General features: G+C 60.1%; 33 protein-coding genes, 2 tRNA genes and 1 riboswitch. Of the genes, 14 read left to right on the top strand and 21 right to left on the bottom strand.

Features of this window, described 5'->3' with window-relative positions; translation table 11 throughout:
- The first annotated feature begins 19 nt into the window (after window positions 1–19).
- Window positions 20–724 (top strand): DUF2510 domain-containing protein, encoded by a 705-nt coding sequence (locus I6E56_RS03255; RefSeq protein ID WP_197136007.1) that lies wholly within the window; start codon window positions 20–22, stop codon window positions 722–724.
- A 28-nt stretch (window positions 725–752) separates the two neighbouring features.
- Here the strand turns inward: I6E56_RS03255 and I6E56_RS03260 are convergent, their stop codons facing one another.
- Window positions 753–1,433, bottom strand: a complete 681-nt coding sequence (locus I6E56_RS03260; protein ID WP_197124170.1) for a hypothetical protein — start codon at window positions 1,431–1,433, stop codon at window positions 753–755.
- Window positions 1,434–1,452: 19 nt separating this feature from the next.
- Between I6E56_RS03260 and I6E56_RS03265 the strand changes: the two genes are divergently transcribed.
- From I6E56_RS03265 to I6E56_RS03285, 5 genes are all read left to right on the top strand, one after another.
- Entirely contained in the window at window positions 1,453–2,319 is an 867-nt protein-coding gene (locus tag I6E56_RS03265) for an acyl-CoA thioesterase II (protein ID WP_197136008.1), read from the top strand.
- Between the two features lie 424 nt (window positions 2,320–2,743).
- Window positions 2,744–4,042, top strand: a complete 1,299-nt coding sequence (locus I6E56_RS03270) for a glycine betaine/L-proline ABC transporter ATP-binding protein (RefSeq protein ID WP_197136009.1) — start codon at window positions 2,744–2,746, stop codon at window positions 4,040–4,042.
- On the top strand, window positions 4,039–4,998 hold the full coding sequence (locus tag I6E56_RS03275; protein WP_197136011.1) for a proline/glycine betaine ABC transporter permease: 960 nt from the start codon (window positions 4,039–4,041) through the stop codon (window positions 4,996–4,998). Before I6E56_RS03270 ends, I6E56_RS03275 begins: the two co-directional genes overlap by 4 nt.
- Window positions 4,999–5,102: 104 nt before the next feature.
- On the top strand, window positions 5,103–5,996 hold the full coding sequence (locus tag I6E56_RS03280) for a glycine betaine ABC transporter substrate-binding protein (protein WP_231606225.1): 894 nt from the start codon (window positions 5,103–5,105) through the stop codon (window positions 5,994–5,996).
- Between the two features lie 109 nt (window positions 5,997–6,105).
- Window positions 6,106–7,341 carry a glycerate kinase gene (locus tag I6E56_RS03285; RefSeq protein ID WP_255529366.1) on the top strand — a complete coding sequence of 412 codons (1,236 nt, stop codon included), beginning with the start codon at window positions 6,106–6,108 and terminating at the stop codon, window positions 7,339–7,341.
- A gap of 38 nt (window positions 7,342–7,379) precedes the next feature.
- Here the strand turns inward: I6E56_RS03285 and I6E56_RS03290 are convergent, their stop codons facing one another.
- The 6 genes from I6E56_RS03290 to msrA form a co-directional block, all read right to left on the bottom strand.
- Entirely contained in the window at window positions 7,380–7,847 is a 468-nt protein-coding gene (locus I6E56_RS03290) for a thioesterase family protein (protein WP_197136017.1), read from the bottom strand.
- Between the two features lie 2 nt (window positions 7,848–7,849).
- On the bottom strand, window positions 7,850–9,532 hold the full coding sequence (gene ettA / locus I6E56_RS03295; protein WP_197136019.1) for an energy-dependent translational throttle protein EttA: 1,683 nt from the start codon (window positions 9,530–9,532) through the stop codon (window positions 7,850–7,852).
- Window positions 9,533–9,600: 68 nt separating this feature from the next.
- On the bottom strand, window positions 9,601–10,080 hold the full coding sequence (locus I6E56_RS03300) for a hypothetical protein (RefSeq protein WP_197136021.1): 480 nt from the start codon (window positions 10,078–10,080) through the stop codon (window positions 9,601–9,603).
- 70 nt (window positions 10,081–10,150) lie between these two features.
- Entirely contained in the window at window positions 10,151–10,657 is a 507-nt protein-coding gene (locus tag I6E56_RS03305; RefSeq protein WP_231606226.1) for a single-stranded DNA-binding protein, read from the bottom strand.
- Window positions 10,658–10,859: 202 nt separating this feature from the next.
- Window positions 10,860–11,072, bottom strand: coding sequence for a methyltransferase (locus tag I6E56_RS03310; protein WP_197136023.1), 213 nt, complete (start codon window positions 11,070–11,072; stop codon window positions 10,860–10,862).
- A 127-nt stretch (window positions 11,073–11,199) separates the two neighbouring features.
- Complete coding sequence (msrA, locus tag I6E56_RS03315) at window positions 11,200–11,721, bottom strand: peptide-methionine (S)-S-oxide reductase MsrA (RefSeq protein ID WP_197136025.1); 522 nt, start codon at window positions 11,719–11,721, stop codon at window positions 11,200–11,202.
- Between the two features lie 90 nt (window positions 11,722–11,811).
- Between msrA and I6E56_RS03320 the strand changes: the two genes are divergently transcribed.
- The 3 genes from I6E56_RS03320 (at window position 11,812) to I6E56_RS03330 (ending at window position 13,880) form a co-directional block, all read left to right on the top strand.
- Window positions 11,812–12,819, top strand: a complete 1,008-nt coding sequence (locus I6E56_RS03320) for an aldo/keto reductase (protein ID WP_197136027.1) — start codon at window positions 11,812–11,814, stop codon at window positions 12,817–12,819.
- 100 nt (window positions 12,820–12,919) lie between these two features.
- Window positions 12,920–13,168, top strand: a complete 249-nt coding sequence (locus I6E56_RS03325; RefSeq protein WP_197136029.1) for a hypothetical protein — start codon at window positions 12,920–12,922, stop codon at window positions 13,166–13,168.
- A gap of 55 nt (window positions 13,169–13,223) precedes the next feature.
- Complete coding sequence (locus tag I6E56_RS03330) at window positions 13,224–13,880, top strand: hypothetical protein (protein WP_197136031.1); 657 nt, start codon at window positions 13,224–13,226, stop codon at window positions 13,878–13,880.
- A 20-nt stretch (window positions 13,881–13,900) separates the two neighbouring features.
- Here the strand turns inward: I6E56_RS03330 and I6E56_RS03335 are convergent, their stop codons facing one another.
- From I6E56_RS03335 to I6E56_RS03355, 5 genes are all read right to left on the bottom strand, one after another.
- Window positions 13,901–14,305 (bottom strand): hypothetical protein, encoded by a 405-nt coding sequence (locus I6E56_RS03335; protein WP_197136032.1) that lies wholly within the window; start codon window positions 14,303–14,305, stop codon window positions 13,901–13,903.
- Window positions 14,306–14,314: 9 nt separating this feature from the next.
- Window positions 14,315–14,752: a DUF1801 domain-containing protein gene (locus I6E56_RS03340; protein ID WP_197136034.1), complete on the bottom strand. Its 438-nt coding sequence runs from the start codon at window positions 14,750–14,752 to the stop codon at window positions 14,315–14,317.
- A gap of 25 nt (window positions 14,753–14,777) precedes the next feature.
- Window positions 14,778–14,850 (bottom strand) — tRNA-Arg (locus tag I6E56_RS03345).
- A gap of 53 nt (window positions 14,851–14,903) precedes the next feature.
- Entirely contained in the window at window positions 14,904–15,206 is a 303-nt protein-coding gene (locus I6E56_RS03350; protein ID WP_197136036.1) for a co-chaperone YbbN, read from the bottom strand.
- Window positions 15,184–15,462, bottom strand: a complete 279-nt coding sequence (locus I6E56_RS03355; RefSeq protein WP_197105993.1) for an oligoribonuclease — start codon at window positions 15,460–15,462, stop codon at window positions 15,184–15,186. The genes I6E56_RS03350 and I6E56_RS03355 overlap by 23 nt, the downstream gene beginning before the upstream one ends.
- Before the next feature lie 67 nt (window positions 15,463–15,529).
- On the opposite strand from I6E56_RS03355, the gene orn reads away from it, so the two are divergent.
- Together orn and I6E56_RS03365 are read left to right on the top strand one after the other, a co-directional pair.
- On the top strand, window positions 15,530–16,150 hold the full coding sequence (orn, locus tag I6E56_RS03360) for an oligoribonuclease (protein ID WP_197136037.1): 621 nt from the start codon (window positions 15,530–15,532) through the stop codon (window positions 16,148–16,150).
- 46 nt (window positions 16,151–16,196) lie between these two features.
- Window positions 16,197–16,272, top strand: a tRNA-His gene (locus I6E56_RS03365).
- 104 nt (window positions 16,273–16,376) lie between these two features.
- Here the strand turns inward: I6E56_RS03365 and I6E56_RS03370 are convergent.
- Complete coding sequence (locus I6E56_RS03370; RefSeq protein WP_197136038.1) at window positions 16,377–17,870, bottom strand: CotH kinase family protein; 1,494 nt, start codon at window positions 17,868–17,870, stop codon at window positions 16,377–16,379.
- A gap of 136 nt (window positions 17,871–18,006) precedes the next feature.
- Here I6E56_RS03370 and I6E56_RS03375 point away from each other — a divergent pair, with 136 nt between their 5' ends.
- Both I6E56_RS03375 and I6E56_RS03380 read left to right on the top strand, forming a co-directional pair.
- Complete coding sequence (locus tag I6E56_RS03375) at window positions 18,007–18,357, top strand: metallopeptidase family protein (RefSeq protein WP_197136039.1); 351 nt, start codon at window positions 18,007–18,009, stop codon at window positions 18,355–18,357.
- 47 nt (window positions 18,358–18,404) lie between these two features.
- On the top strand, window positions 18,405–19,019 hold the full coding sequence (locus I6E56_RS03380) for a hypothetical protein (protein WP_307842747.1): 615 nt from the start codon (window positions 18,405–18,407) through the stop codon (window positions 19,017–19,019).
- 7 nt (window positions 19,020–19,026) lie between these two features.
- Here the strand turns inward: I6E56_RS03380 and I6E56_RS03385 are convergent, their stop codons facing one another.
- From I6E56_RS03385 to I6E56_RS03400, 4 genes are all read right to left on the bottom strand, one after another.
- A complete protein-coding gene (locus I6E56_RS03385) occupies window positions 19,027–19,458 on the bottom strand; it encodes an ATP-binding protein (protein ID WP_231606227.1) in 432 nt (143 codons plus the stop codon).
- 109 nt (window positions 19,459–19,567) lie between these two features.
- The gene (locus I6E56_RS03390; RefSeq protein ID WP_197136041.1) at window positions 19,568–20,323 is read right to left on the bottom strand and encodes an energy-coupling factor transporter transmembrane protein EcfT; all 756 of its coding nucleotides are present in this window, start codon (window positions 20,321–20,323) and stop codon (window positions 19,568–19,570) included.
- Complete coding sequence (locus I6E56_RS03395; protein ID WP_197138040.1) at window positions 20,320–21,759, bottom strand: ABC transporter ATP-binding protein; 1,440 nt, start codon at window positions 21,757–21,759, stop codon at window positions 20,320–20,322. Before I6E56_RS03395 ends, I6E56_RS03390 begins: the two co-directional genes overlap by 4 nt.
- Window positions 21,756–22,388, bottom strand: coding sequence for an ECF transporter S component (locus I6E56_RS03400; protein ID WP_197136043.1), 633 nt, complete (start codon window positions 22,386–22,388; stop codon window positions 21,756–21,758). Before I6E56_RS03400 ends, I6E56_RS03395 begins: the two co-directional genes overlap by 4 nt.
- A gap of 33 nt (window positions 22,389–22,421) precedes the next feature.
- Window positions 22,422–22,530, bottom strand: a riboswitch (TPP riboswitch).
- 26 nt (window positions 22,531–22,556) lie between these two features.
- Between I6E56_RS03400 and I6E56_RS03405 the strand changes: the two genes are divergently transcribed.
- The gene (locus tag I6E56_RS03405; RefSeq protein ID WP_197136045.1) at window positions 22,557–23,483 is read left to right on the top strand and encodes an LLM class F420-dependent oxidoreductase; all 927 of its coding nucleotides are present in this window, start codon (window positions 22,557–22,559) and stop codon (window positions 23,481–23,483) included.
- A 12-nt stretch (window positions 23,484–23,495) separates the two neighbouring features.
- On the opposite strand, the gene I6E56_RS03410 is transcribed toward I6E56_RS03405, so the two are convergent.
- From I6E56_RS03410 to I6E56_RS03425, 4 genes are all read right to left on the bottom strand, one after another.
- Window positions 23,496–24,341 carry a DUF3097 domain-containing protein gene (locus I6E56_RS03410; RefSeq protein WP_197136047.1) on the bottom strand — a complete coding sequence of 282 codons (846 nt, stop codon included), beginning with the start codon at window positions 24,339–24,341 and terminating at the stop codon, window positions 23,496–23,498.
- Entirely contained in the window at window positions 24,338–24,781 is a 444-nt protein-coding gene (locus I6E56_RS03415) for a VanZ family protein (RefSeq protein WP_197136049.1), read from the bottom strand. Before I6E56_RS03415 ends, I6E56_RS03410 begins: the two co-directional genes overlap by 4 nt.
- 101 nt (window positions 24,782–24,882) lie before the next feature.
- Window positions 24,883–25,377, bottom strand: a complete 495-nt coding sequence (locus I6E56_RS03420; RefSeq protein WP_197136052.1) for an SRPBCC family protein — start codon at window positions 25,375–25,377, stop codon at window positions 24,883–24,885.
- Window positions 25,374–26,738 carry a glucose-6-phosphate dehydrogenase gene (locus I6E56_RS03425; protein WP_197136054.1) on the bottom strand — a complete coding sequence of 455 codons (1,365 nt, stop codon included), beginning with the start codon at window positions 26,736–26,738 and terminating at the stop codon, window positions 25,374–25,376. The genes I6E56_RS03420 and I6E56_RS03425 overlap by 4 nt, the downstream gene beginning before the upstream one ends.
- Window positions 26,739–26,768 lie beyond the last annotated feature (30 nt).

Here is a 26,768-nt window from a genome sequence, read left to right on the forward strand (position 1 = left end):
CCGTGGTTAGACTCGCAGGGTGACTGACGCATCGACTCCCCTTCCCCCTGCTGGCTGGTACCGCGACCCCGCGGGAGGAGCTGCACCTCGCTGGTGGAACGGAACCGAGTGGGCACCCGCCAATACGGTGCCCGCTGATGCGACCCCGCTACCAAGCCCAGCCGCCAGCGCCACGCCTGCTGCAACTACGCCTGCCGCAACCATCCCGTCAGCGGCAACCGTCGGCCCGGCCACAAATTACACTCCCGCGCCAACCAGAGAACTCAGCGACGCTGCCACTAGCACCTGGCAAATCTGGGTGCTCGTCTTACTGCCCCTGATCGTGATCCCGGGCCAGTTCGCGATTGATGTGTCAACCTGGTTCCCGGTAGCGGGCGAAGATCCTTTCGCCGCTCAGTTGCGTCAATACTCCGATCCTGGTTATCTCCTGACGCTAGCGACCGGCTGGCTGGTATACGGGCTCAGCATTCCGCTCGCAATTTTTGATCGCCGTGCACTTAGCTCCCGTGGCGTCGACCGACCGTTTCACTGGGCCTTTGTTTTCTTGGGCGCCATTGTTTATGTGATTGGACGATCCGTAGTGGTTCGACGCCGCACCGGTCAGGGTCTCGGGCCTCTCTGGGCAGCAATCGCGGTGCAACTCATCGCACTCCTCGCCGGCGTCATCCTCATGGTCTCCGTGTTCAGCGAGATGACGAACTTCATATCAAACGTTCCCTACTAAGGGTGCCGTGAATGAGCTCGCCAGGTTGTTAGCGAGCCACTGACCAGGCGCGGCGCTTCACAAGAATGTGACCGCGCTTAGTCGACAGTCGCGTCCACGCTCCAGATTCAAAGACGGATGCGGCCTCATCGTCGGCGAGAAAACCCAAGCTAACGGCGGCGAACCCTGCACCTGCGGGCACGTAGTCGGGTTCGTCGAGCGGACGCCCCCACACTTCGGTGCGCACTTTGTGCACGATCGCTTCGCCGGTTCCGGTGGGAATAGCTGCGGCGACTTCTTCGATGCCTGCCCGCGCTGCTTCTTCGAGCACAGCACTCGGAACAGAATCGATCGCAACCCATCCCCCTCGCGGCGGTGAAATTGCCGCCCAGGTGACGGTGTTGACGCTCATCGGCAAGTTGACGGCAACAGGCTCAGAAAAGCTAGCGGCTGAAGCCTCGACGGCGCTTTCAATGCGGCCAAGCAGTGAGCGAACCGGAACGACGGCATCGAAATCATCCGTTGATGACAAAGCGAAGGTGCGAAGTCCCAGCACTGTGGGGCTCTGATCGAGTAACCCAGCGGGGTGCAGAACAGAAACGTACACGGCAAGAACGCCAGCGCCGCCGATGAGACGCACCGATCCTTCATCGACTCGGGCAGCGCGGCCTAAGAACACTTGCAGGTCACCCAGCGCGAGGGAGTCGACCAAAGTAAACGATCCAGTCATAGGCCTCTAAACTACAGGCATGACGGACCCTATGGCTGGACTTCTGACTGCCCTTGATCTCACCGACACCGGCGCACGAACGAGTGAAGACATTTTCACCGGCCCAAGCCAGTGGATGCCGCAGGGCCGTGTCTTCGGCGGGCAAGTGTTAGCGCAGGCTCTCGTTGCCGCGCAGCGCACTCTCGCAGAGGACCGCGTCGTGCATTCCATGCACGGATATTTCTTGCGCCCGGGCGATGTCAACCTCCCCATCACGTTCTCGGTAGACCGCATTCACGATGGTCGTTCGTTCTCGACGCGGCGCACTCAGGCTTACCAAGAGGGCGTACCGATCCTGTCGGCAATTGCCTCTTTTCAGGATGACGATGCTGGTCTTGATCACCAGATCGACATGCCCGCCGACCTTCCTGACCCGGAGTCGCTGCCGACGACGGCCGAGTCTCTGGCTAGTGTCGATCATCCGGTAGCCCGTTATTGGTCATCGCAGCGCCCCTTCGACATGCGATACGTGACATCGCCCATCTTTATGAGCGTTGATGGCGGCAACGTCCCTCATCAGGCAGTGTGGATCAAATCGGTTGGACCGATGCCTGACGATATGAACTTGCACCGGGCAGCGTTGGCCTACGCAAGCGATTACTCGATTTTGGAGTCGATCATGCGACGCCACGACCTCGCCTGGGTCACTCCCGGGATCAAGGTGGCGAGCCTCGATCACGCCATGTGGTGGCATCGCGACGCCCGCGTTGATGAGTGGCTCCTCTATGTCCAAGAATCACCGAACGCCATTGGTGGCCGTGGTCTTTCGCTCGGTCGGATCTACGACCGCTCTGGCCGTTTAATCGCGAGCGTTGCACAAGAGGGAATGGTGCGTCCTCCCCGCTAAAAGGTCTCGATTCGTCAAATTGGACGGCAGTTTTACGGTCGATAGGTAACAAACCAGTAACAAAGATGACCCCGTTCGATCCCTACTGTGCCGCGGATCGAGCTCGGACACCGTCACCGTATGTCCCCAATCTGGTGGACCTGAAACTGCGGAAAAGCCCAAAAAACGTTACCGTTGACATCGGCCTTGCTGCAGGTGTGCCCCGTTTTGGGCCCTCTAAGCAAGGTGCTACGAAATCAGGCCGCGCGCGCCAACCCGTCACCGGGATGTCGTTCGTACGGTTGTTTCGCAGTGGAGTTGCTCCGAAAGCGCTCCCCTATCGTTTCCCACCAGAACCACCCCCGGATTCGCTAGAGCCCTGCGTTCAACCCGGACCGTAATCGAGAGAAGCGAAGCCCTTAAGGTGCCGAGTAATCAGGAGAACGTGACCGAGAAATTTGCTGTCAGTGCGAAGAACATCTACAAGGTGTTTGGACGCCGTCCACAGGAAGCCGTTGAAAGGCTTCAGCATGGCGCCACCCGCGATGAGATCAAAGAGCTTGGTACCGCTGCCGTAATCGACGCCAGCTTCGACGTTCGCCCCGGCGAAATATTCGTAGTCATGGGCCTTTCCGGTTCGGGAAAATCCACGCTCATCCGCATGCTCAACGGACTGTGGGACACCACGTCAGGCAGCGTCACCGTCGGTGGCGACCTGATCACCGGAATTTCTGGTCCCAAGCTTCGCGAGGTTCGCCGCCGTCACATTTCGATGGTCTTTCAGCACTTCGCTCTGTTCCCGCACCGCACGGTGCTGGAGAACGCTGCTTACGCTCTCGAAGTTCAGGGAATGCCGAAGACTGAGCGTCTCGCTCGCGCGCAGAAGACCATCGACCTCGTAGGTCTCAAGGGCTGGGGTTCCAAGCTTCCCTCCGAGCTTTCTGGTGGAATGCAGCAGCGCGTCGGCCTCGCCCGCGCCCTCGCCGCCGACACCGACATCCTTCTTATGGACGAGGCCTTTAGCGCCCTCGACCCGCTGATTCGTCGCGAAATGCAAGAGCAGTTGCTCGAGCTTCAGACCGAGCTCGGCAAGACCATCATCTTCATCACTCACGATCTCAACGAGGCAATGTTCCTCGGAGATCGCATCGCAGTGATGCGTGACGGCCGTATCGTTCAGATCGGCACGCCAGAGGACATCCTCACCGACCCGGCCAACGACTATGTTGCTCAGTTCGTTCAGGATGTTGATCGCTCACGTGTTCTCACGGCCGCCAGCGTCATGGAGCCTGTGCGCGCAACCGTATTCGCCAGTGGCGGACCTCGCGCCGCGCTTAAGGTCATGCGTGACCTTCAGACCTCAACCGCCTTCGTGATCAGCCGCGACCGCACGCTTCAGGGCGTCGTTCGCGATGCCGACGTGATGAAGCTCGTCCGTAAGGGCGTCAGCGATCTGACGACGATTTTGAGCGACGAATACAACGCTGTGGACGAAAACACCTACCTGTCGGAACTCTTCGTTCCGTCGGTCGAAAGCCCGCTTCCGCTCGCTGTTCTCGACGAGCGTGGCCGCCTGAGAGGTGTCGTTCCGCGCGTCACCCTCCTCGCCGCTCTCGGCAACGTCACCACCGACACCGATGAATTTCAAGCGATCGAACCACCTCTTACCGTCTCGACCTCGGTGATTACCGACGCCCTTGACGCCAGCGATACGAGCTCCGACGCGAAGGAGGACGCACGATGAACGACTTCCTCAGAATTCCCCTCGGCCAGTGGGTCGAAAACGGTGTTGATTTCATCACCAACACATTCGGTTTCTTCTTTGACTTCATCAAGCTGATCGTTTCCTCGGTCGCCGACGGAATGAGCTTCGCGTTCACTTCGCCGCCATTCTGGGTCATTGTCATCATCCTCGCGGTTATCGCGTTCGTTGCACGTGGATGGGTTTTCTCGCTCGGCACTGCGCTCAGCTTCCTCTTGATCCTCAGCTTGGATCAGTGGGAAAACGCGATGGATACCTTGGCGCTCGTCCTGGTTGCCGCGGCTATCGCCGTGTTGATCAGCGTTCCGCTCGGAATTCTTGCCGCAAAGTACCGCACGGTGTCCACGATCGTGAAGCCCATTCTCGACTTCCTGCAGACTCTGCCGGTCTTCGTTTACCTCATCCCCGCACTGATCCTGTTCCGCGTGGGTGATGTTCCCGGAATCGTGGCAACTGTGCTCTTCGCGCTCGCTCCCGGTGTTCGCCTCACCGAACTCGGAATTCGCGGCGTCGATAGCGAAGTTGTTGAAGCAGGACAGGCCTTCGGTGCATCGCCCGGCCGCATCCTTCGACAGATTCAGCTTCCGCTGGCTCTGCCGTCAATCATGGCCGGTATTAACCAGGTCATCATGCTCTCGCTCTCCATGGTCGTTATCGCGTCCATGGTTGGTGCCGGCGGCCTCGGCCAGCCCGTTATCCAGAGCTTGAGCCGAGCGGATGTCGCACTCGGCTTCGAGGCTGGACTGTCTGTAGTTATCTTGGCCATCTTCCTGGACCGCCTCACGGCATCCTTCGGATCGGGCAAGGGCTACTTCCAGTTCATTATCGAGTCATTCAAGGTTCGTAGCCGTGGTGAAGAATCTGTAGTGGTTGAGACCACCGCAGATAGCTCGGCCGCTACGACCGAACCAGCCGAACACACTCCCCCCGTTCGCTAATTTTCGGGCGCCAACCCGCGCTCGTTTCCCCGCATACAGAGAACCCTGTGTGCATCGACGTCAACATCGTCGACGCTTTAGCGTTGACAGAAAAGGACGACACAATGAAGAAGCAGACACGTGCTGCAATTGCAATCGGAGCCGCTGCGCTCCTCGGTCTGTCGGCTTGCGCCGCAGGCGGAGACGACACCGCGTCCGACGACGCTGTTGAGAGCAAAGATCTCAGCATTGCCGTATTCAACGGATGGCCTGAGGGCGAAGCAGTTTCGTACCTCTGGAAGGCAATCCTTGAAGACAAGGGTTACAACGTAGAGCTCGAATACGCTGACGTTACCCCGATCTTCTCGGGTCTCAGCACCGGTGACTACGACATCGCGCTTGACGGATGGCTCCCCATCACTCACGCAAGCCTGATGGAAGAGTACGGCGACACCATTGAAGACCTCGGCGCATGGAACAGCGAAGCTGGCCTGACCGTTGCAGTCAACTCTGATGCCCCCATCGACTCGCTCGAAGAGCTCGCAGCAAACGCTGACGAATTCGGCAACCGCATCGTGGGCATCGAGCCTGGTGCAGGACTCACTGAAGCAGTCCTGAACAACACCATGCCGACCTACGGCCTCGACGACATGGAACTTCTCACGTCGTCGACCCCCGCAATGCTTGCTGAGCTGCAGGCTGCACTCGACAACGGCGAGAACATTGCCGTCACTCTCTGGCGTCCGCACTGGGCCTACGATGCATTCGACATCAAGGACCTTGCTGACCCCGAGGGAACGCTCGGAGACGTTGAAGAAATTCACTCCTTCGCACGCGACACCCTGAGCGACGACATGCCTGAGGTCACTGAGTGGATCTCTAGCTTCAAGATGGACTCCGAGCTTCTTTACTCGCTCGAGAACGTCATGTACAACGAGTACGAAGGAACCGACTTCGAGCCCATCGTTGCTGACTGGATTGCAGCGAACCAGGACTACGTAGACGGCCTCACCAGCTAATACTGTTTTAGCTTCCAGCACTTCGGTGCTGTAACTCACGAAAAGGGGTCGCCTTCGGGCGGCCCCTTTTTGCGTGCACGGCATCTTTCCTGTGTCACGCTAGGGTCGAATGGTGCCAGCTAACGAGAACCCCATCGTCATCATCGCTCCTGATTCGTTCAAGGGCAGCCTGACTGCTGCGGATGCCGCGGCAGCCCTCGAGCGCGGAGCCCGCGAAATGCTCCCCGAGTCCGCCACGGTGCTCACGTTTCCCATGGCTGACGGCGGAGAAGGCTCTCTTGACGCCGTATTGGCTGCCTGGCTTCAACCCGCCCTCACGATGACGACCGTTGACGCCATTGGCCGCAAACGCGAAGCGCGCTACGGACTCGACAGCGAAGGCCACCGCGCAGTCATCGAAGCAGCGCAGGCCAACGGACTCCCCCACGTCAGCGATGTGCCACTGCAAGCTCTGCGCGCCGATAGCTACGGCGTTGGCCTCATCGCCGCACGCCTCATCGAAGGCGGCGCCCGTGATGTGACGCTCTTTCTCGGCGGCTCCGCAGCCACCGACGGGGGTACAGGACTGCTGCGCGCGCTCGGTGCGCGATTCCTTGATGCCGCGGGTAATGAGTTGGCACCCGGAGGCGGCGCGCTAGCCTCCCTCTCAACGATCGACCTGAGCGGGCTCATCGCCGGCGCGCTCGAGACGCAATGGCGCATCGCCGTCGACGTGACCAATCCCCTAGTCGGAGCACAGGGCGCCGCTCACGTGTTTGGGCCTCAGAAGGGAGCTTCAGCATCCGATGTCACGATCTTGAATGCCGGACTCACCCGCCTAGCCGAAGTGCTTGCAGAGACGCCGCTGGCTGCCGAGCGCGGCTTCTCTGCCGCCGGAATCGCAGCGTTGCCCGGTATCGGTGCCGGCGGCGGAACTGCTGCTCCCCTTGTGGCGCTCTGTGGCGCTGTTTTGGTTCCCGGTGCACAGCTCGTGGCGGATGCCATCGGCTTGAGCAAGGTCATCGCAAGCGCAGACGTGATTCTTACCGGCGAGGGCCGCTTCGATTCGCAGTCGCTCGACGGCAAAGTTGTTGACTACCTGCGCGGCGCCAAGGGCCCAAGCGGTTGGCTCGCAGTTATCGCCGGCAGTGTGGGCATGAGCCCGAGCGAAGCGAAAGCGGCCGGGATCGATGTGGCCCTTCCTCTGGGCTCAGGCATCGAGAGCCGCAAAGAACTCTTCCAACTGGCGGCACCACTGCTCGAGGCACGGGGCGCGCACGCTATCGCCGAATGGTTCGAACCTACCGACCTCGACGCCGAGTTCAGAGACGAAGAGGGCGACGACGACGCGACTCTCGGCAACTAACGCTTGGCCGCTAGTGCTTCGAAGCTAGAGCGTGGCAACTAACGCCGCTTCGCGAACTGGAGCGGCTCTTCGGCGTAGTCGTTGAATACAGTGCGCTGGGCTTGACTAATACGCATGGGCCGCGAGGTCGCAGCATCAACAAGCACCAAAGTGGTGGATGCTCGAACGAAAAGCAGCTGCGGTTCAACGCCCTCAGGGCTGTAGATCTCGTAGCAAACTTCGAGGCTTGCTCCCCCGACACGTCCGATCCACATCTGAATGTCGATGGGCTCGCGCATATACGGAATCGGCAGTAGGTATTCGATTTCTTGACGCGCAATGAGCGTCATGGTGTCGCCGCCGGGGCGACCGTCGAGCACGGCGGTGAGAGGCGCATCCGCTCCCGCTACTGGCCAGAATGCGTGAATGCGCGCCTCTTCGAGGAGGCGAAACACTTCAGCATTGTTGACGTGTTGGTACGCGTCAACGTCTGACCAGCGCAGCGGGAGCGGGATGTGCAATCTCATGGCTAGTCGCGGGTGAGCTTGCGGTAGGCGCTGCGGTGAGGCTTGGCCGCGTCGGGGCCGAGGCGCTCGATCTTGTTCTCTTCGTAAGCGTCGAAGTTTCCCTCGAACCAGTGCCAGTAGCCGGGGTTCGTTTCCGAACCTTCGTAAGCGAGGATGTGGGTCGCGATACGGTCGAGGAACCACCTATCGTGAGTGATCACCACAGCGCAGCCAGGGAACTCAAGGAGGGCGTTTTCGAGGCTTCCGAGAGTCTCGACGTCCAGGTCGTTAGTCGGTTCGTCAAGCAGGAGAAGGTTTCCGCCCTGCTTGAGCGTGAGCGCGAGGTTCAAGCGGTTGCGCTCACCACCGGAGAGCACACCGGCCTTCTTTTGCTGGTCTGGCCCCTTGAAGCCGAACTGCGAGACGTACCCGCGCGACGGAATTTCTGTCTTGCCGACCTGGATATAGTCCTGGCCGTCAGAAACAACTTCCCACAGCGTCTTGTTGGGGTCGATGCCGCCACGAGTCTGGTCAACGTAAGAGATGTCGACTGTTTCGCCGACCTTTAGGTCTCCAGAGTCGAGTGGCTCAAGGCCAACGATGGTCTTGAACAGCGTGGTCTTACCGACACCGTTCGGGCCGATGACTCCCACAATTCCGTTGCGGGGAAGGGTGAAGCTGAGCCCATCGATCAGGATGCGCTCGTCGAAACCCTTCTTGAGGTTCTTGGCGTCGATGACCTGCGCGCCGAGGCGTGGCCCCATCGGGATGACGATTTCTTCGAAGTCCAGCTTTCTGGTCTTCTCCGCTTCGTTCGCCATTTCTTCGTAGCGTGCGAGTCGAGCCTTCGACTTGGTCTGGCGGCCCTTGGAGTTGGAGCGCACCCACTCAAGTTCGCTTGAGAGACGCTTGGCGAGCTTGGCGTCTTTCTTGCCCTGCACCTGGAGACGTTCTTGCTTCTTCTCGAGGTAAGTGGAGTAGTTGCCCTCGTAGGGGTAAAGGTGACCGCGGTCGACTTCAGCAATCCACTCGGCGACGTGGTCGAGGAAGTACCTATCGTGGGTTACGGCCAGTACGGCGCCCGGGTACTTAGAGAGGTGCTGCTCGAGCCAGAGAACACTTTCGGCGTCGAGGTGGTTAGTGGGCTCATCGAGAAGCAGCAGATCAGGCTTCTGCAGCAAAAGCTTGGTGAGCGCAACGCGGCGCTTTTCTCCACCGGAGAGTTTGTTGACGGGCCAGTCGCCTGGCGGCGTACGCAGCGCATCCATTGCTTGCTCGAGCTGGGAGTCGAGGTCCCACGCGTCAGCAGCGTCGATGTCTTCCTGAAGCGAACCCATTTCGGTCATGAGCGCATCGAAGTCGGCATCTGGTTCAGCCATTTCGAGGCCGATGGCCGCGTGACGGTCGACCTTGGCCTTGATCGGTCCGACGCCTTCTTGCACGTTTTCGAGAACGGTTTTGGTCTCGTCAAGCTCGGGTTCCTGCATGAGGATTCCGACCGAGTAGCCAGGGCTTAGGCGGGCTTCACCGTTGCTGGGGGTGTCGAGGCCCGCCATAATCTTGAGGATTGTGGACTTACCGGCACCGTTGGGGCCGACCACACCAATCTTCGCGCCGGGATAGAACGACATTGTGACGTCGTCAAGGATGAGCTTGTCGCCGACCGCTTTTCGCGCGCGCACCATGGAATAAATGAATTCGGCCATGTGACCATTCTACGGAGCGCTGAGCCTGAGTCGAACCCGTTGGGGAACGAGTCGAACCCGCTGGGGCGTTACCAGTCGATTGCGCGGGTTGTTCCGACGAGACAACCGCCAGTTCCCAAGAGCGGTTCGATGGATGACACGTAGTTATCGGGGGCGAACTGGCCAAGGAGGCACTCGCCTTTGATCCGTATCGACACCACGATGGAGTCGGTGGCGAGGCCGATCGCTGTGGTGTCGGCGGTAACTTCCATGTCTTGCTTCTCGAAGCCGTTCTCGACGAGGTTGTCAACGATGCTGCGGCCATCTCCACGGCCATTGGCTTCGTGGTATTCGATGTTGATCTGATCGAAGAATTGACGATTGGCCGCCGCATTCTCGCCAGGGCGCAGCATAGGGGCCGTCTCGCTGGCCTCGGGGGCTGGGGTGGTGGATTCGGCAGGAGTTGCCGAAGGTTCCGGCGTTTCCTGGATGCAACCGCTGAGCGCGACCGCCGTCGCAAGGGTGAGGGCAAGAATCGCACCGAGTCGGCGAGTGGGTCGTACGCGCATTGCATTCCCTTCGTCGGCCACGAGACTTCAGGGCCGCATCAAGTCTAGATTGCTTGCGCGCACGATCCGCTCAGAAGGGCTTGACTGCGCCGCTTCCTGCCGCAACGAGCTCGCCGTCTTCTGACGCCTGGGTTCCAGTTTCAGCCTCAGCCTCAGCCTCAGCCTCAGCGGCGGGGAAGGTGTCGTCGCTCTCGGTCTGGTTGCTCGCGGAGCTAACGCTGGAGATGGTGCGGGAGAACTGAGCAGTGCCCCACATGAGATCGTGGCCGAGTGAGTCGGCTTCGATTTCGATATTGATACCGCTGCGGTCAGCGTTCTCCCATTCGCGGATCTTCAGCCGACCGCTGAGAACCACACGGTCGCCCTTGCCGATCGACGAAGCACTGTTGATCGCGAGCTGGCGGAATGACGTGATCGTGTACCAGTTGGTTTCGCCATCGATCCAGCGCTGATTGTTGCGGTCGAACCGACGCTGCGTAGATGCGAGCCGAAACGACGTAATGGGCAAGCCTTCGCTCGTGACAATGTGCCGCGGCGTAGTAGCGACGAGCCCGGAAACGGTGATGGTGTCTGACATATCTGCTCCTTCGTCTGGGCCACGAAGCGAACAACGCGGCCGATGTGGGAGACAGATGCGGGCCGACACTCGTGCCGGGAAGCCGACCCGGCATCCGTCTGACACCAGTGTTCGTCAGCACGCAACAGCGAGCGAGGTGCGCCTCAGCATCTGTGGATGCAGGACACACCGCGCCCGCTATCAGGAGAAGTGGGCAGCCAGCCTAGTGCTCGCGGAACTCAGGCCAGGCCGTGCCGGGAAGCAGGTTTGCGTGCAGAGCGGACTTCGCGGCATCCAGAGTCGGATACACCGCTCGATAGTCTTCATCTTTCAATAACTTGAAGGTGAACCCGTCTGTTACCCGGTGCACCGAGCCAACTGCTCCTGCCTGAGTGAACGCCACCCAGGTTTGTCCGGTCAGAGTGTGATTTGTCATTTCCGAACCTCCTTCGAATTAGTGAGAAAACGACGCCACTGTCGCTTGTTAACGACCGTACGCCGCCTCGCGATGAAGATAAAGACCTTCACCTGAGACGGCGCACAGAATGTGTGGCTGTCGCGGATTACTTGATGTAACTCGAGAACGACGACCGAATCTTGTTGACCTTGGGCAATGCCACCGCCATGCAGTAACCCTGACCGGGGTTCTTGGCAAAGAAGTCCTGGTGATACGCCTCAGCGTTGTAGTACGTGTCGAGAGGCTCGATCGTGGTCACGATGCCACCATCCCAGTATTCGGATGCGCGGTCACGGGCGGCCTCAAAGAGAGCCTTCTGCTCGTCGTCTTCGTAGAACATCGCCGAACGGTACGACGTGCCGACATCGTTGCCCTGCCGATTGAGCTGGCGCGGGTCGTGGAGGGTGAAGTACACGTCAAGAATGACTTCGTCGGGGATGACCTCAGGGTCAAAGGTGACCGCAACCGCTTCTGCGTGGCCGGTGGTCTCAGTGCATACCAGCTCGTAGCTGGGGTTGGGCACTGTGCCTCCGGTGTATCCAGAGACTACGTCGGTGACGCCGTTGAGGGTGCGGTAGACCGCATCGAGGCACCAGAAACAGCCGCCTGCGAGATGAAATGTGTGCATAAGTTGAGCCTACTTTCTTGGGCTGGATGTCTCATACAACGCACACCTCGCGCGCTGTGTTCCCTCAGTCTCTGGGCATATGCTGAACGAATGCCTTACGAAGCCTCCCTCACCAGATACGACACCACTGAATACCACCGCGTAGGCCACAGCGGGCTAAAACTGCCCGCGATCTCCTTGGGATTGTGGAACAACTTCGGTGACGACCGCCCGCGCGCGACACAGCGAGCTATCTTGCGCCGCGCCTTCGATCTCGGCATCACTCACTTCGATCTGGCTAACAACTATGGCCCCGGAATCGGTGCCGCCGAGCGCAACTTTGGCGAGATCTTTGCCGACGACTTCGAGCCCTACCGCGATGAACTGATCATCTCGACCAAGGCTGGCTACACAATGGGAGTTGGGCCATACCAAGACTGGGGTTCACGCAAATACTTGCTCTCATCTCTCGATGCAAGCCTCGACCGCATGGGCCTCGACTATGTCGACATCTACTACCACCACCGCCCCGATCCCGAGACCCCCATCGAAGAAACGATGGGCGCATTGGCCACCGCAGTGAACTCGGGTAAAGCGCTGTACGTTGGCGTCTCGAACTACAGCCCCGAGCAGACCGTTGCCGCCGCCGCCGCACTCGCGGAGTACGGCATCCCGCTCACTATTCACCAGCCGCGTTACAACATGTTCGATCGCCACATCGAAGGCGGACTCTTTCCCGTGCTCGACGAGGTTGGTGCCGGCAGTATCGTGTTCTCTCCGCTCGCACAGGGCTTGCTGACCGACCGTTACTTGGATGGCACGATCCCCGACGGATCTCGTGCGTCAGAAGGTCGCTGGCTCCAGCCCGGCCCCATCGGCGACACCTACCTGCAACGCGTTCGAGCTCTGAACGAGATTGCTCAGAACCGTGGGCAGAGTCTCGCTCAGCTCGCACTCACCTGGGTGCTGCGTCATCCGCAGGTCACGTCGGCCCTCGTGGGGGCTAGCAGCGTCGCTCAGTTGGAGAACAGCTTCGCGGCCCTCGAAGGCCCAGCATTGACGGATGCCGAACGTGCCGCCATCGAGCCGCTCGCGGTCGACGGCACGGCTTTGCGCTAACCAAACCTCGTCATTGAGGTGCTCCTGACGAACGAATGTCAGTGTTCGAACATATATTCGAATCATTCCTATTCGCGTTCGATATCTGTCAGGAGCACCCATGACCACCACTCTCGACTTCGCTGGCCCCACGCGCTCGATTCGCTCAAACGTTGTGACGGTTCAACTCAACGACGATCTCTGGCGCATTACGCGCCCCGACGGCGAAGTGTTGGGCTACGTTCACCGCTGGCAATCCACTGCAGGGTTCCGTTTTCAAGCCAAGCGCATGCTTCAGCGCCAGCGCCGCTTTTTGCCGCTCGGAGATTTTTGGACCATCGACGATGCTCTGGATATCTTCCGGTTTTGATGTGACGCGCCTGTCGCTATCGGGCCACATGCGCTAGCCGGGTTACAGTGCCAACATGATTCTTGAGTGGTGGAACGACATCGTCGACTGGTTCAACTCCGATGCGGGCTGGACGTTTATCACGAACGCTCTTGTGCCCTTCCTCGCGATTGTTGTCGGAGGAATCATCGTCGGCCTGATCGCGCGCTCGTCGCTGCGTCGCCTCATCGGCCACCAAGACCGTCAGGCCAAAGCTGCCGCTGTTGCCGCGCTCATCTCTTCTGGCCGTCGCGCTGCCACCTGGAGCACTCTTTCCGCTGGCGAAAAAGAGCACGTCGACTATCTGGCGAGCGAAGCCGAAGTTCGCGTTCGCCTGCTCCCCCTCAAGGGTGCAGACATCGCCGCCGACTGGGCTTCTCACAAGCTCGCCGCGATGAAGAAAAACTCGGTCAACTACAGCTTCCAGGCTGAACAAGACCTCGCAGAGCTTCAAGAAGGTCTCCTCAATTGGCAAGCCCGCCCCGGTCGCGCCAAAAAGCTCTTCGCTCAAGACCTCGCCAGCTGGAAGTATGAGACCGGCGAAGCCGAAGACGAACTGGTCGTCAAGCAGCAAGAGTGGGCATCACGTCAAGCTGCCGAGGGCACAACGACGACGACCTCGACACCCTCTTCTGCATCAACAAGCGGTTCGGAAGCGACTCCCACCGTCGCCATCACTCCCGACCGCGACTAAAAATACGCAAAGCGGGCCTTCTACGCGTCGGGGCCTTCAACGGCAATTACACGCGCAGACCACGGACAAAAACTGTCTGAAACCAAAGCGTCATCTTCCACATATTGCGGAATACCGTCGCACTGCTCAGCCGTGATGTTGGTGAATGTGAAAGTCGCAGGATCGATGTGCCACGACCACGGTGCATTTACCGACGAATCCCCACGCACGACGACACCCTGAGGCACAGTCTCCAAGTTCTCCCCCGCCAACAACCCCTTGGCATGCTCAATGAGTTCCGGCGTCGCCAATTCAATCGTGAATTGCCCGCCACTGGAAACCTCAAAAATAGCGACCGTCGGCTCGGGTCCAGCAATACACCCCGAGAGCGTCGCCAAAGACACCACTGCGACAACGGCCGCGGCGAGAGCAGCCCGAGAATTCACGGCGATGCCTCAGTTGTCTGTGGCCAGCGCGTCGAAATCGAACCGGGCAACCTCGTAGCTGCGCGTCAGCAGCTCCTCGAGAACCGTCAGATCGACATCCGCTAACTTCTTGATATAGAGACAGCCCACTGCAAGTTCGTGGGCACCAAGGCGTTCCAACAACTCAGGGAACTCCCGAAAATTGCGAGCCGTATACAGCGAGATCTTGGCCTTGCGTGGTGAAAAACCAATCGTGGCCGTATCGCCTTCGCGACCAGTGGCATAGCGGTAATGACTTGACCCGAAGCCGATGATCGATGGCCCCCACATCACCGCGGACTGCCCCGAGGCCCGACCGAAGATTTCCAGCAGAATTCGCGCCTCATCTTGCCGGCGCTCGGTTGGCACGGAGTCAATGAACTCAGCGACAGTGACAGCGGTGGGGGCTGTCTTGTTCGATGCATTCACGTCAGAACCATCCCGTTCTCTGCGGTGCCCTCGGCAGGATTCGAACCTGCGGCCAAGAGATTAGAAGGCTCCTGCTCTATCCCCTGAGCTACGAGGGCGGGGTATACGCGTTAAACGATAGCGTGTCAGCCGCGTGGTGGCGTTTCAACCGCTACACGGCTTTCGCGAGCGCCACCAGCATCTGGTTGAGCGTAGGGGCGCCCTGGGCACGAAAAACTTCTTCTCCCTGCGCAGACACGATAACGATGGTGGGAGTAGAGGTGATACCAGCCTGCTCGGCGCGGTCCGACTCGCGGGCGACATCCAATTCTGCATATGTCACCGCGGGTACGAGGCGCGCCACCTCGTCGAGGGTTCGGCGCGCCGTCGTACACGGGTCACAAAAGGCAGAAGAAAAGAACAGCACGGTTGGCTGTTCAGAGGTGCTGCTGTTAGAGGTCGTTTCGTTCGTCAAGGTCTTCCAGAGGGTCGCTATCGGCCTGATCCCACGTGTAAGTGACGTGGACTTTATCGCCGACCTGCTTCGCTACCGGAGATTCGTAACGCAATTGCGTTTCGGAACCTACAGCGTCTGCGGCGATCAGGGTCACATAATCATCCCATCCCTCCTCGGTTGCAATACGCGTATCGTTCTGGCCGTTGTACGGGCCGCCGACAAAAAACACGATGTACTCGTCGCCGTGCGCGAGAGTGGGGGTTGATTCGCTCATGACCACAGGTTTACCAGACAAGAGTGGGCGAACGCTGGTGACATTTCGGGAGCGGTAGAATCGGTGCATGGCATCACACGCTGATTATCTGGTTTGGATCGACTGCGAGATGACGGGACTGGATGTCGAAATCGACGAACTCGTCGAGGTTGCAGTGGTTATCACTGACTACGACCTCGTTCCCGTCGATGAGGGAATGACAATTGTCATTAAGCCCAGTGAGGCTGCTCTTGAGAATATGGGCGAGTTCGTCACCAAGATGCACACCTCGAGCGGGCTCATCGAAGAGATGCCGAACGGCGTTTCTCTTGCGGATGCCGAGTTCGCCGTGAACGAGTACATCGTGCGCTACGTGCCGAACGCCCGCACCGCTCCGATGGCCGGCAACACTATTGGCACCGATCGCACCTTCCTAGCCAAGTACATGCCCCGCGTCGACACTCACCTGCACTACCGCAGCGTCGATGTGTCTTCGATCAAAGAATTGTCGAAGCGTTGGTTTCCCCGCGTGTACTTCAACGCGCCGGATAAAAACGGCGGTCACCGGGCCCTCGCCGACATTCTCGAGTCCATTCGCGAGCTCGATTATTACCGCAAAGCGGTCTTTGTGGGCGAGCCAGGACCGACGACAGAACAGGTTCAAGCAATTTCTGCTGACGTAGTGGCTGGATTCGCTCCGCGGTTGTAATACACTTATACAGTTGCTTATCGCCGCAAGGCGAAAAACAACCTTGGTGGGCGTAGCTCAGTTGGTAGAGCGCTGGCTTGTGGAGCCGGAAGTCGCGGGTTCGAGCCCCGTCGTTCACCCCAAGATAATGAGGCCCAAACCCTCGAGACGAGCACTATGTCTCGCGAGGGGTTGGGCCTCATTTTTGTTTCTCAGCTGTGCTTGTGCTGCAGCGAGCGCTCAATCATCAGTTGCCAGGTCGAGTGCCCCCTTGAGCCTCGCCTTCACCGGCGGTGTTTTCTTTCACTTCCCCGGAAGAGTAAGCAAGGATGTCGTCAATCTCGGATTGCAGTACGGCGGCATCGACGAGATCAGATGCATCATCAGAAAGCGTTTCGGAACGCGACTCGACGATGCTTTCGAATTGCCCACTCTCAAAGATCTCCTCCTGCAACTCATCGAGCGCATCCTCGTACATCGCAACAAACTCCGCAGTTTCTGTGAACCGCGTCGTCAGAATGTTGTTGTCTTGCTGAGACTGCCCACCGCCGGCGGCATCCCCGCCGGCGCCATCAGCGGGTAACCCTCCAGGAGCTCCTCCCTCACCAGCGCCGCCCGGACGCTCGCCCTCGCTAGGTAGGTCTGTTGCATCGCCTTCTGGCGCGCCTTCGGGAAGCCCACCTTCGGGAAGCTCGCCATCCGGAAGCTCGCCGCCGGGGGCCGCACCTTCGGCGGCTGCGTCGCCCGCGGCGTCACCCGCACTGTTTACCGTGCCGAACGCCAAGTTGTGGTCCCAGGCCACAACGGACATGAGGCCGGAATCTGGGTCGTAATAGAGGTACGAGTTGTTGCCAGGGCCATCGATGTCATCAAAATTGTCAATGAGGTCTTCAATCGCGAGATAACGCGCGAAGGCCTCCACATCAAGAACCTCGGGAAGTTGAGTGACAAACTCTTCATCTGTCGTGTTGTTCACGACATCGAGAAAGTCGACGAGGGGCTCGTAGTCCTCAGCCCCCACTTCAAGGTCGAACACATCCGCGTAGAGCTCCGTGTCGTCACCTAACCAGGAGTAGTCGCCTTCACTCTCCGCCTTCCAGAGGATGCCGTCATCTGAGGGAAGCAAACCGGCCTCATAGTTTCGCTCTAACCATGATTCGTTCGGTACTGCGACGGTGAGACGCAAAGTGTCTTCACTGCCGTTCACGGAGAACCGCGTCGCGATTGACTCTTCGGTTGCCAATCCAGCCGCGCTCAATGTCTCAAGAGCCACGGCCTCGTTCAGTGCAGTCTCAGTGTTATTCGAGCGCACGACAACATCGGTGACTCCTTCGATGCTTTGTCCATCGACGTATTTATCGAGCCGAATTCGCCACGGTAGTTCTTCAACCGGAGTGTCCGCTGTCACGCCGCGCAAGCTCGAGTTTCCTTTGAGCTTGATGCCTACTTGCTCATAGGTCGTGCCGTCGATCACCACGGTTGCCTCCAGCCACTCCTTCTCGCCGGAATCGAGATAGGTCTCGACCATGGCTAAGACCTCGTCGCTATCGACATCAAGTTCGATCGAGTGCACAACAGAAGAATCGAAAAAGGAGGACGTGTCGGTTGTGAGACTCACGTTCACAAAGTCTGTTGTGCCAGCACTTCCCGCGGTGTCGTTCGTACCCACGGAGCAGCTCGCGAGTGTAAGAGTGAGAACGACGGTAGTGCTGACTACGCCAAAGAGCTTTTTTCTATCCATGCCCGCAACGCTAAGAAAAGTTTCTATCGGTTTGCTAAGACCGCGACGCGAGTTTCACCCGAACTGCTCAGCGAACGAGCGCACGAATTACCGACCATGCCCCACGCGCGTCAGCGCCGACTGACAGGATGTACTCATGGAGAATCTCGACGAGCAACAGTTTGAGGCGCTCGTGGTCGAGGGCCTCGATGCGCTCTCAGACGACATCGTTGATGGGCTCGACAATGTCGTCTTCGTTACCGAGGATCGCCCCGAAGATGGCTCCCTGTCGATCCTCGGGCTTTACGACGGCGTCGCCCTCACGGAGCGGGGACAATATGGCTTTGGCGAACTGCCCGACCGCATCATCCTGTTTCGCGAACCGTTGCTGGCTATCTGTGAGTCGATCGACGAGCTCAAGGAACAGATCCACATCACACTCGTGCATGAAATAGCCCACTACTACGGCATCGACGATGCACAGCTGCACGAACTCGGCTGGGCATAGCCGGTCATTGAGCCGACATGGGGTCGCGACCGCGTAGGATTTCGTGAGTGTCACGAACCTCAGGAGGATTGATGATTTCGAGCAAGCGCGCGAGTGCGTTGGTGGTAGCCCCTGCGATCATGCTGGTGCTATCGGGTTGCGCACTGATCGAACCCGCCGATACCAGCGAGCCGCCCACGGCCATGGAACTCTGCGCGATGGATCACACGTGGACGCTCGACACGGCCGATCTTTCTGAGAAGCTGTTGACCGAACTAGAAGCAGATGACGTTCCTGTGACCGCTGTTGAGCCGAGCGGTGGTCAGACTCTCACATGGCAGAGCGACGGCGCGCTCACTATCGAGTCAGATCTCGTATTCACGATCAGCGCTGAACCGAAGTCGGATCAGGTGATGACGATCACGAAGTCTTACACGGGCACTGTTGTTGGCAAGGCCGAGATCAACGTGGATGTCGCGATCCCCCGCGACTGGGACATCTCGGATTACACGGTTGAAACCTCCGCGGTGCTCGACGATGAGCCTGTTGAAGAGTTGAAGTACACGATCCCTCAGAGCGACTTCGATGACATGCTTGGGCTCATTCTCACCTGCGAGGCTGACGCAATGACGATCAACCCTCGCGGAACTGACTTCATTCAACTGTGGAGCAAGGTCAGCTAGCAAGGATCTAAAGGCGACTGGCGAACCAGCGTGAGACATCGGCACCGTCGAGCGTCTCATCCGCCAGTTCGCGAGGATTTTCGCGCGCCATAAAGCGGAGCTCTTGGCGCGCCCAGCGCTCCCAATGAGGGGCGTAGGTGTCTCCATCGCGGTCGAGTGCTCGTTTCTTGCGTGACGCGTCGTCTAGGTCAACCCAAATGCTGTGGTCGACCAGAGGGGCGGATGCGCGGCTCAGGGCACCGATTCCCTCGAACACGATGGGGCGATCGCCGTCGAGCTCGTGCCGGGCCCCTAGCGAATCCGTGAGCCAGTTCCATTCCTGCCAGCGCAATTCGGTGAGGATGCGGGGCACTAGGGCGCTAGCGGCATCCAACCCATCCCATCCGGGATAAAAGTCATCGAGCTTTACTAGCTGCACTTCGGGCCACAGTGCAGCCATGGCACGACCCAGCTCTGTTTTGCCTGAACCCGAGCGGCCGTCGATGAGACACCGCCAGCGCGGGGCAGGCAAACTCGTAGGCTGCTGGGACTGGGGCTGCGGCTGCAAGTTAGCCAACAATGAGGTTCCAACTTCCCGTGAGCACGGCAACGACTGTAGCGGTGACGCCGATGAGTAGCCCCACGAAGAGCGTGAGCCACTCGGCCTGCCCCCACGGTGACTCTCGCGCCCACGTGCGAGTTGTGTCGCCGCCGAACCCGCGCGCTTCCATCGCAATAGACAGCTTGCTGCCTCGACGAATCGAGAGCACGAGAAGCGCGAAACCTTGACCGGCGATGCGGCGCACACGGCCGCGGTCTGCCACGCCGCGAGCGCGGCGCGCCAGTTCGAGCGAGCGCCAATCCTCGAGAAAGAGGCCAACCATCCGCACGGCGGCGAGTGCGCCAATAACGAAACGATTGGGCAATCGGAGCCGTTGGGCAAGGCCATCGGCAAAGTCGGTGGGATCGATCGAGATGAACAGCACAACTGCGGGAAGCCCGATCGCGAGCACGCGCAAGAAGGTTGCCAGAGCAAGCTCGATAGAACCGTCGCTGATTCTGATCAAGAGGAACTCGAAGTACACGGTGCCGTCGTAGCGGCCGTAGAGCAGGATCGTGAGCGCGGTCAGGGGTGCGGCCAGCCACACCGGCAAGGTGCGCAGCCAGAAGCGTTTCGGCTCAATCCCGAAGAACGCGATGATGGCAAGCTCGAGCACCAGCGCGGTCGTCGCCGATACCCAATCGATCGTGGCAAGCAAGAACAGGCTCACGAGGAGCGCTGCTCCAAGTTTGGCCACGGGATTCACCGACGCGATAGGGATCATTCGAGCGCCACCGTTGCGTCGGCGAGTGCAGCGACGAAATCGAGATCGTGGCTGACAGCGATCACGCTGCTGCCGTCATCCACGAGTCGAGCGAGCAGAGCCAGCAGTTCGCTCCAGGTGCGCGAGTCTTGCCCGAACGTGGGTTCGTCGAGCACGAGCACCTGCGGCCGCGTAGCGAGGGCTGTGGCGACGCTCAGGCGACGCTTTTCGCCTCCCGAAAGTGTGAACGGGTTGGCTTCGGCTAGCCGGTCTAGGCGGAGTCTTGTGAGCAACTCGTCAACGCGAACATCCACTTCAGAGTCCGGAAGCTTCAACGCCCGCGGGCCAACTTCTAGTTCAGCGCGCACCGTGCTGGTGAGCAACTGATGTTCAGGGTCTTGAAAGACTGTTCCGATGCGGGTCAGCAGCTCACGCGATTTCCAGCGGATCGGATGCTCGCCCGCCCCGCTCGCCAGCGCCGGGCTCGCCTCCACGGCACCACCGACGGGCGGCAGAAGCCCGCCCAGGGTGAGGGCGAGCGTGGACTTTCCAGCCCCGTTAGGACCCGTGATCGCAAGAGCGTGACTGCTCAGAATCTCCAGGTCGAGAGGAGCGCCAAGCGCGTTTTTGCTCCGGCCAACGGTCAGCTGGCGAGCACTGAGCAGAGTGTGTTGCGGGGCCCGCACTGCCCTTACCGGGCGCGGCGGCGGATACTGCGGGATCCAGACGCCACGGGCCGCGAGCTCTTTGCCCTGCCGTGCGAGCACGTCGGCGGGTACCCCATCGGCAATGACTCCCCCGCCGGCGGCGAGCACCACGATGCGGTCGACAACGTCGCTCCACACCGAGACACGGTGTTCGACAACCACAATCGTGGCGCCGGTCGATTCTGCGACCCGGATAACGGCATCCCGAACCTCGGTCACACCCTCAGGGTCAAGGTTGGCTGTCGGTTCGTCAAGCACGATCAGGCCTGGCCGCATGGCCAGCACCCCGGCGAGCGCGAGCCGCTGCTTCTGACCGCCCGAGAGCGCACTGGTGTTGCGGTCGAGAGCAACCTCGAGGCCGACGGAGGCGAGACTGTCACGCACACGAATCCAGATTTCGTCGCGCGGAACACCCAAGTTTTCACAACCGAACGCAACGTCGTCTCCGACGCGCTCCAAGATCACCTGGCTGTCGGGGTCTTGAATCACGAGACCGGTGCGCCCACGATGGGCGGCCGGATGCTCGCCCGCAACGAGCAGGGAACCTTCTGTTTCGCCTTCGTCGTCGCCGACTACCCCGGCGAGGGCATGCAGCAACGTTGACTTTCCCGCCCCGGACTCGCCGAGGAGTAACACGCGTTCGCCCGGTTCAATACGCAGATCGAGACCGCGTACCGCCCAAGCGAGCCTGCTGGAATGGCGCCACCCCCATCCTTCGACGGTGACGCCAACAGGCGTGGTGGGGCTCAGACCCGTTTCGCAATTTCGCGGCCAGCACCAAAGCGGTTGAGCGCTCCGGTTGCGGCAATACCGCGTGTCGCGAGCCACGACAGGAGGCCAGCAATGAGCATCCCGCCGACGATGGCGGCGATCGTGTAGATGATGATGAAGGGAAGCGCTGATCCCGGGTACCAGAGCAGCAAGTCAGTAATAGCCATCGCGAGGCCGGCACCGGCGCCCGCAAGAATCGCACCGCTGACGCGCCAGTTGGCGTAGAGGAAGGCAGCGAAGACGATCTCGGCACCAATGCCCTGTGTGAAGCCGCTCACGAGCGTGAGTACACCCCACTGGTTACCGATAAGGGCCGACACGGAGGCGGCGACCATCTCTCCGTAAATCGCGGCACCCGGCTTGCGGATGACGAGTGCGGTGAGCACACCGGCGAAGAGCCAGAAACCGCCACCAATCGCTTGCAGGCCGGGCAGGAGCGCAGCGAACGGGGCCAGAGCGGGAGCGGAGGCAACGTTCCAGACGACGAAGATCAAACCGCTTGCGACGCCGATAACGCTCGCCACGACGATGTCGATCACCCGCCACTGAAAACGCGATCCGGGCTTCGTCGGGGTAGACGTGGATGAGGATGGTGCTGTTGTGGTCACTTTCGTGCCTTTCACTAGTGAATGGCACGGGTTTCAAGAGTGTCTGCTCCCTGCGCTGGCATGATCCAGATCAGGTTCGACGGTCGAAGCTTGGAGAAGCTCCCTCTCAGCCCGGCTCACCGGACTCCCGTGTTCGCCACCCAGTCTAATCATCAATAGGCTCGCACTATGGACTTCCGCATTTTCACAGAACCTCAGAACGGCGCCAGCTACACCGATCAGCTTCTTCTTGCGCAAGCCGCAGAGAAGCTCGGTTTCAACGGCTACTTCCGTTCTGACCACTACGTGACGATGGATGACCGCAACGGCGGGCTGCCTGGTCCAACGGACTCCTGGACGACGCTGGCGGGGCTTGCGCGCGAGACTTCGACCATTCGTTTAGGCACCCTCGTCTCCTCCGCTACCTTTCGGCATCCGGGCATTCTGGCAATTCAAGTGGCACAGGTCGACGACATGTCGGGTGGCCGAGTAGAACTCGGGCTCGGCACCGGCTGGTTCGAACGTGAACATGCTGCGTACGGCATCCCCTTCCCGGCGAAGCGGTTCGGGATGCTCGAAGAACAGCTCGACGTCATCACGGGCATCTGGGCAACGGAGCCCGGAAAGACCTTCTCGTATGAGGGCAAGCACTACCAGCTGAGCCAGTCACCCGCGCTGCCGAAGCCCGTGCAGAACCCGTTGCCGATCATCATCGGCGGCAGTGGTCCAAGCCGTACGCCGGCGCTCACCGCTAAGTTCGCCGCCGAATACAACGCGGGCTTCGCAACCATCGCACCGCTGAAGGAACGCATCGCTCGGGTTCGCAATGCCTGCGAACACTTCGACCGGGACCCCGCCACGCTCGTGCTCTCTATCGCCGGCACAACTGCGGTCGGCACCACCGAAGCTCAGATCGAAGCGCGAGCGACCGCCGCCAACGGAACTCCCGCCGACCTGCGCCTTGGCGGTTTCGCCGGAACCGCCAGCGAGGTCGTCGACAAGATTTCAGAGCTGCAAGCACTCGGATTTACTCGCGTGTACTTCCAGATCATGGACTTCCACGATCTCGACCAGCTCGACTTCCTCGCTCGCGAGGTCGTGCCGCAGCTCGACTAGGCGCGCTCGTCGCTAGGAATCCTGATCAACCGTCACGAAGTCGATCAGGTGCTCGACGCGCCCCAAGAGCGCTGGCTCGAGGTCACCAAAGTTGGTGACCTTCGACAAAATAAACTGCCACGCCCGAGCGATATCGGCTTGGTCGTCGTGCGGCCAGCCGAATGCTTCACAGATGCCGTGCTTCCACTCGATAGTGCGCGGCACCGTAGGCCACGCAGCAATTCCGAGGCTCTGCGGCTTCACGGCCTGCCAGACATCGACGAATGGATGACCGACCACAAGCGCATGCTTGCCGTACTTGCCGCGCCCCACGGCATCCGCAATTCGGCTCTCCTTCGAGCCGGGAACAAGGTGATCCACCAAGATTCCCAACTTGCGGTCGGAGGTGGGGGCAAAGTCTGCGACGATCTTCTCGAGATCGTCGATGCCGCCGAGGAATTCGACGACAACTCCTTCAGCGCGCAGGTCGTCGCCCCAGACTTTTTCGACGAGTTCCGCGTCATGGCGGCCCTCAACGTAGATGCGACTCGCGAGCGCGGTGCGGGCGCGCTGATCGGGGGCGGCAAACGACCCGGAGGCCGTCTTGCGGGCGGCAGCAGCCTTGGGCGCTGGCTTGACGAGCTCTACGGGCACACCGTCGATGAGATAGCCGCTACCGAGAGGGAAGGCGCGAGCGGAGCCCCGACGATCTTCGAGTTCCATGAGGCCATTGGCGAAACCGACCAAGGCACCGACGTAGCCGTCAGCAATGACTTCGACGACCATTCCTGATTCGATCGGCACTTTCGGCAGCACGGCTGGCCCGCGCCTAATGGTGAAATCAGCGAGAACATCGTGGGAGTAGCGGTCGTCAGTCACCGCTTGAGGTTAAGTGGTGCCGCCGGGTTGCTGGCGGAGGCGCGACGAGAGCGTGCGAGGTTCCTCGACGGCTGTGCGTAAGCCGCATTCTGCTGTTGGGCATGTTCACGCACGACAGCGATACTGACGGCTATCGAAACTCCGATTCCGGAGCCGATTGCCGCGAGCAGAATGTCAACGACATCGGCGTAGCCGGCGGGCATCCACACCGTCTGGGCGGCTTCGAGCCACGCTGCGGCAACAATGCTGAAGGCGAGTGCTGCCCACCAACGGCGCCTGCCGAACATGCCAACCAAGAAAATGCCAACGGGGATGAACGCAACGGTGGTCCAGATCCAGAAGCGACCGTTGCTGCCCGGGGCGATCACGAAAGCGAGACTCGCCAGGGCGGCGAAGTAGAGCGCTGCGGCGGCCGCAACGGCAAATCTCGATCGGAACATTCAAACATTGTCACAAGCGCATCTTTGCGCGAGTTGTGAGAAGGGTGGAAGCGGGATGTGAACAACGCCATTTATGACAACGATTCGATAACTGCGCTCCCCTAGCGTGCCGCGAGCCGCTCCACTTCACGCGCGATGGGTGGCAGCACTCGACGCATGTAGCGCCCCCACCACAGTCGAACAATCAGCCACACAATCCAGCCACGGGCCGGTTTGGCGAAAAAGGTGTAGCTCCAGCGGATGCGCGAACCTGTCGAGCGGTCGTCGAAACGCCATTCAGCTCGGGCACCAGAAACGAGCATCCCGAAGAGTTTCTGAAAGTCGCTGAGTTCGTAGGCAAACAATTCAGGAGCATCAGCGTCGGTAATCGTTTCGATCACGTGGCCACCGTCGGAGAGAACAAGACGCCTAGAGTGCCCCACTGCGTTCCACGTTCCCGACTGCTCGAGCACCGTAACGACCGCTGGCAACGGGCCGAACCGGGGATAAAACTGCCCAGGGTCAAGCGGACCCGAGAACTCATACGCCTGCTGAGCATTCGTTCGAGTGCGGGCGTGCGCGGTTGCCGTCACTCCACGCTTAACGGCGCGAGTCATGCGGATTTCCACGATTCAGGACCGGGCGAGCCTGCCGGATACTCCTCAAGGGGAACCTGATTGTTGCGGAAAGCGTCGATCACGGGAGCGACTATTCGCCAGCACTGCTCGGCAACATCGCCCCGCACCGAGAGCACCGGGTCGCCATCGACGAGAGAGGCAATGACTTCGCCATAGGCGCTCATAGCCGGATCGCCAAGGGTTGTCGTCAGTTGCGTACGGTCGAGAGTGAAGGGGTCGCCAGCACCGTTCACGATGAGATCAAGTTCAAGAGTGGCCGGCTTGATCGAGATGGTGAGCTTCGCAGGATCTTCGCTGCCCGTGAGCCCGTAAGGAAGGTGTGGCACGGGCGCAAACGTGATCACGATGTCTTGGCGAGCTTTGCCAATGGCCTTGCCCGAACGCAGCACGAACGGCACGCCAGCCCAACGCCAGTTATCGATCTCGAACGTCACTTCAGCCAAAGTCTCTGTGCCGAGATCAGGATTCACACCATCTTCGTCAACGTAAGCCGGAAGAGTGCGGTCGCCGATCGTGCCCGCCGTGTAGCGCGCCCGCCGAGCGCACGTGCCATCTGCCGTCTGCACTCGCGTTGCTCGAAGCACCTGAGCCATTGACCCCCGCAGATCTTCTGCGCTCACACTCGCCGGCGGTTCCATCGCCGTGAGCGCCATGACAAGAAGCAAGTGGCTCTGAATCATGTCAACAACAGCACCGGCGCGATCGTAGTACCCGGCGCGGCCTTCGAGCGCGAGTGCCTCATCAAAAATCAACTCAACTTTTGCCACATTGGGCGCCGCCAACAGCGGCTCAAAAACGCGGTTCGCGAATCGCAAACCGATGAGGTTCAGCACCGTCGACTTGCCCAAGAAGTGGTCAACTCGAAAAATCTGCTGCTCAGGCACAATCGTCTGCAGCACTCGATTCAGATCGCGGGCGCTTGCCTCATCACTTCCGAATGGCTTCTCGAGGGCCAACACAATCCCCTCGGGCAAATCGAATGTCGCCAATACCGAAACAACCTGTTGGGCGATTGCGGGAGGCAGCGCAAAGTACAGCGCGACACGGCCGGTAGCCGATTCGATCACCTGGCGCACTTGCTGCGCGTTGGTGACGTCGGCCTGCACGTAGTGCGCTGCACTGGCCACGGCGTCGGCAGCAGACGAAGCCTGAGTCGCAAACGACGCCGCAACGCGCTTCTGCCAAGCCGCGTCATCCATTTCTTGACGATCAACGCCAATCAGAGCGAGCGTTGTGGCTTCACCACTGGCCAGATACGACGCAAGGCCGGGCAACAGCAGGCGGGACGTGAGGTCTCCGCCTGCACCCAAGATGATCAGTGTGTCAATCCGTGCCGTCATCATGCACTCTCTGCTCGATACTGCTGAAGG

It is taken from the genome of Salinibacterium sp. NK8237 (assembly GCF_015864955.1).
Lineage (GTDB): Bacteria > Actinomycetota > Actinomycetes > Actinomycetales > Microbacteriaceae > Rhodoglobus.

Coding starts and splice junctions, on each gene's coding strand:
- I6E56_RS03370 (WP_197136038.1), bottom strand. CDS start 17,870: ATGGATAGAAAAAAGCTCTTTGGCGTAGTCAGCACTACCGTCGTTCTC.
- I6E56_RS03275 (WP_197136011.1), top strand. CDS start 4,039: ATGAACGACTTCCTCAGAATTCCCCTCGGCCAGTGGGTCGAAAACGGT.
- I6E56_RS03385 (WP_231606227.1), bottom strand. CDS start 19,458: ATGGCTGCACTGTGGCCCGAAGTGCAGCTAGTAAAGCTCGATGACTTT.
- I6E56_RS03265 (WP_197136008.1), top strand. CDS start 1,453: ATGACGGACCCTATGGCTGGACTTCTGACTGCCCTTGATCTCACCGAC.
- I6E56_RS03420 (WP_197136052.1), bottom strand. CDS start 25,377: ATGACTCGCGCCGTTAAGCGTGGAGTGACGGCAACCGCGCACGCCCGC.
- I6E56_RS03425 (WP_197136054.1), bottom strand. CDS start 26,738: ATGACGGCACGGATTGACACACTGATCATCTTGGGTGCAGGCGGAGAC.
- I6E56_RS03320 (WP_197136027.1), top strand. CDS start 11,812: ATGCCTTACGAAGCCTCCCTCACCAGATACGACACCACTGAATACCAC.
- I6E56_RS03290 (WP_197136017.1), bottom strand. CDS start 7,847: ATGAGATTGCACATCCCGCTCCCGCTGCGCTGGTCAGACGTTGACGCG.
- I6E56_RS03280 (WP_231606225.1), top strand. CDS start 5,103: ATGAAGAAGCAGACACGTGCTGCAATTGCAATCGGAGCCGCTGCGCTC.
- I6E56_RS03310 (WP_197136023.1), bottom strand. CDS start 11,072: ATGACAAATCACACTCTGACCGGACAAACCTGGGTGGCGTTCACTCAG.
- I6E56_RS03330 (WP_197136031.1), top strand. CDS start 13,224: ATGATTCTTGAGTGGTGGAACGACATCGTCGACTGGTTCAACTCCGAT.
- I6E56_RS03325 (WP_197136029.1), top strand. CDS start 12,920: ATGACCACCACTCTCGACTTCGCTGGCCCCACGCGCTCGATTCGCTCA.
- I6E56_RS03300 (WP_197136021.1), bottom strand. CDS start 10,080: ATGCGCGTACGACCCACTCGCCGACTCGGTGCGATTCTTGCCCTCACC.
- I6E56_RS03405 (WP_197136045.1), top strand. CDS start 22,557: ATGGACTTCCGCATTTTCACAGAACCTCAGAACGGCGCCAGCTACACC.
- I6E56_RS03415 (WP_197136049.1), bottom strand. CDS start 24,781: ATGTTCCGATCGAGATTTGCCGTTGCGGCCGCCGCAGCGCTCTACTTC.
- ettA (WP_197136019.1), bottom strand. CDS start 9,532: ATGGCCGAATTCATTTATTCCATGGTGCGCGCGCGAAAAGCGGTCGGC.
- I6E56_RS03355 (WP_197105993.1), bottom strand. CDS start 15,462: ATGAGCGAATCAACCCCCACTCTCGCGCACGGCGACGAGTACATCGTG.
- I6E56_RS03305 (WP_231606226.1), bottom strand. CDS start 10,657: ATGTCAGACACCATCACCGTTTCCGGGCTCGTCGCTACTACGCCGCGG.
- I6E56_RS03375 (WP_197136039.1), top strand. CDS start 18,007: ATGGAGAATCTCGACGAGCAACAGTTTGAGGCGCTCGTGGTCGAGGGC.
- msrA (WP_197136025.1), bottom strand. CDS start 11,721: ATGCACACATTTCATCTCGCAGGCGGCTGTTTCTGGTGCCTCGATGCG.
- orn (WP_197136037.1), top strand. CDS start 15,530: ATGGCATCACACGCTGATTATCTGGTTTGGATCGACTGCGAGATGACG.
- I6E56_RS03285 (WP_255529366.1), top strand. CDS start 6,106: ATGGTGCCAGCTAACGAGAACCCCATCGTCATCATCGCTCCTGATTCG.
- I6E56_RS03260 (WP_197124170.1), bottom strand. CDS start 1,433: ATGACTGGATCGTTTACTTTGGTCGACTCCCTCGCGCTGGGTGACCTG.
- I6E56_RS03390 (WP_197136041.1), bottom strand. CDS start 20,323: ATGATCCCTATCGCGTCGGTGAATCCCGTGGCCAAACTTGGAGCAGCG.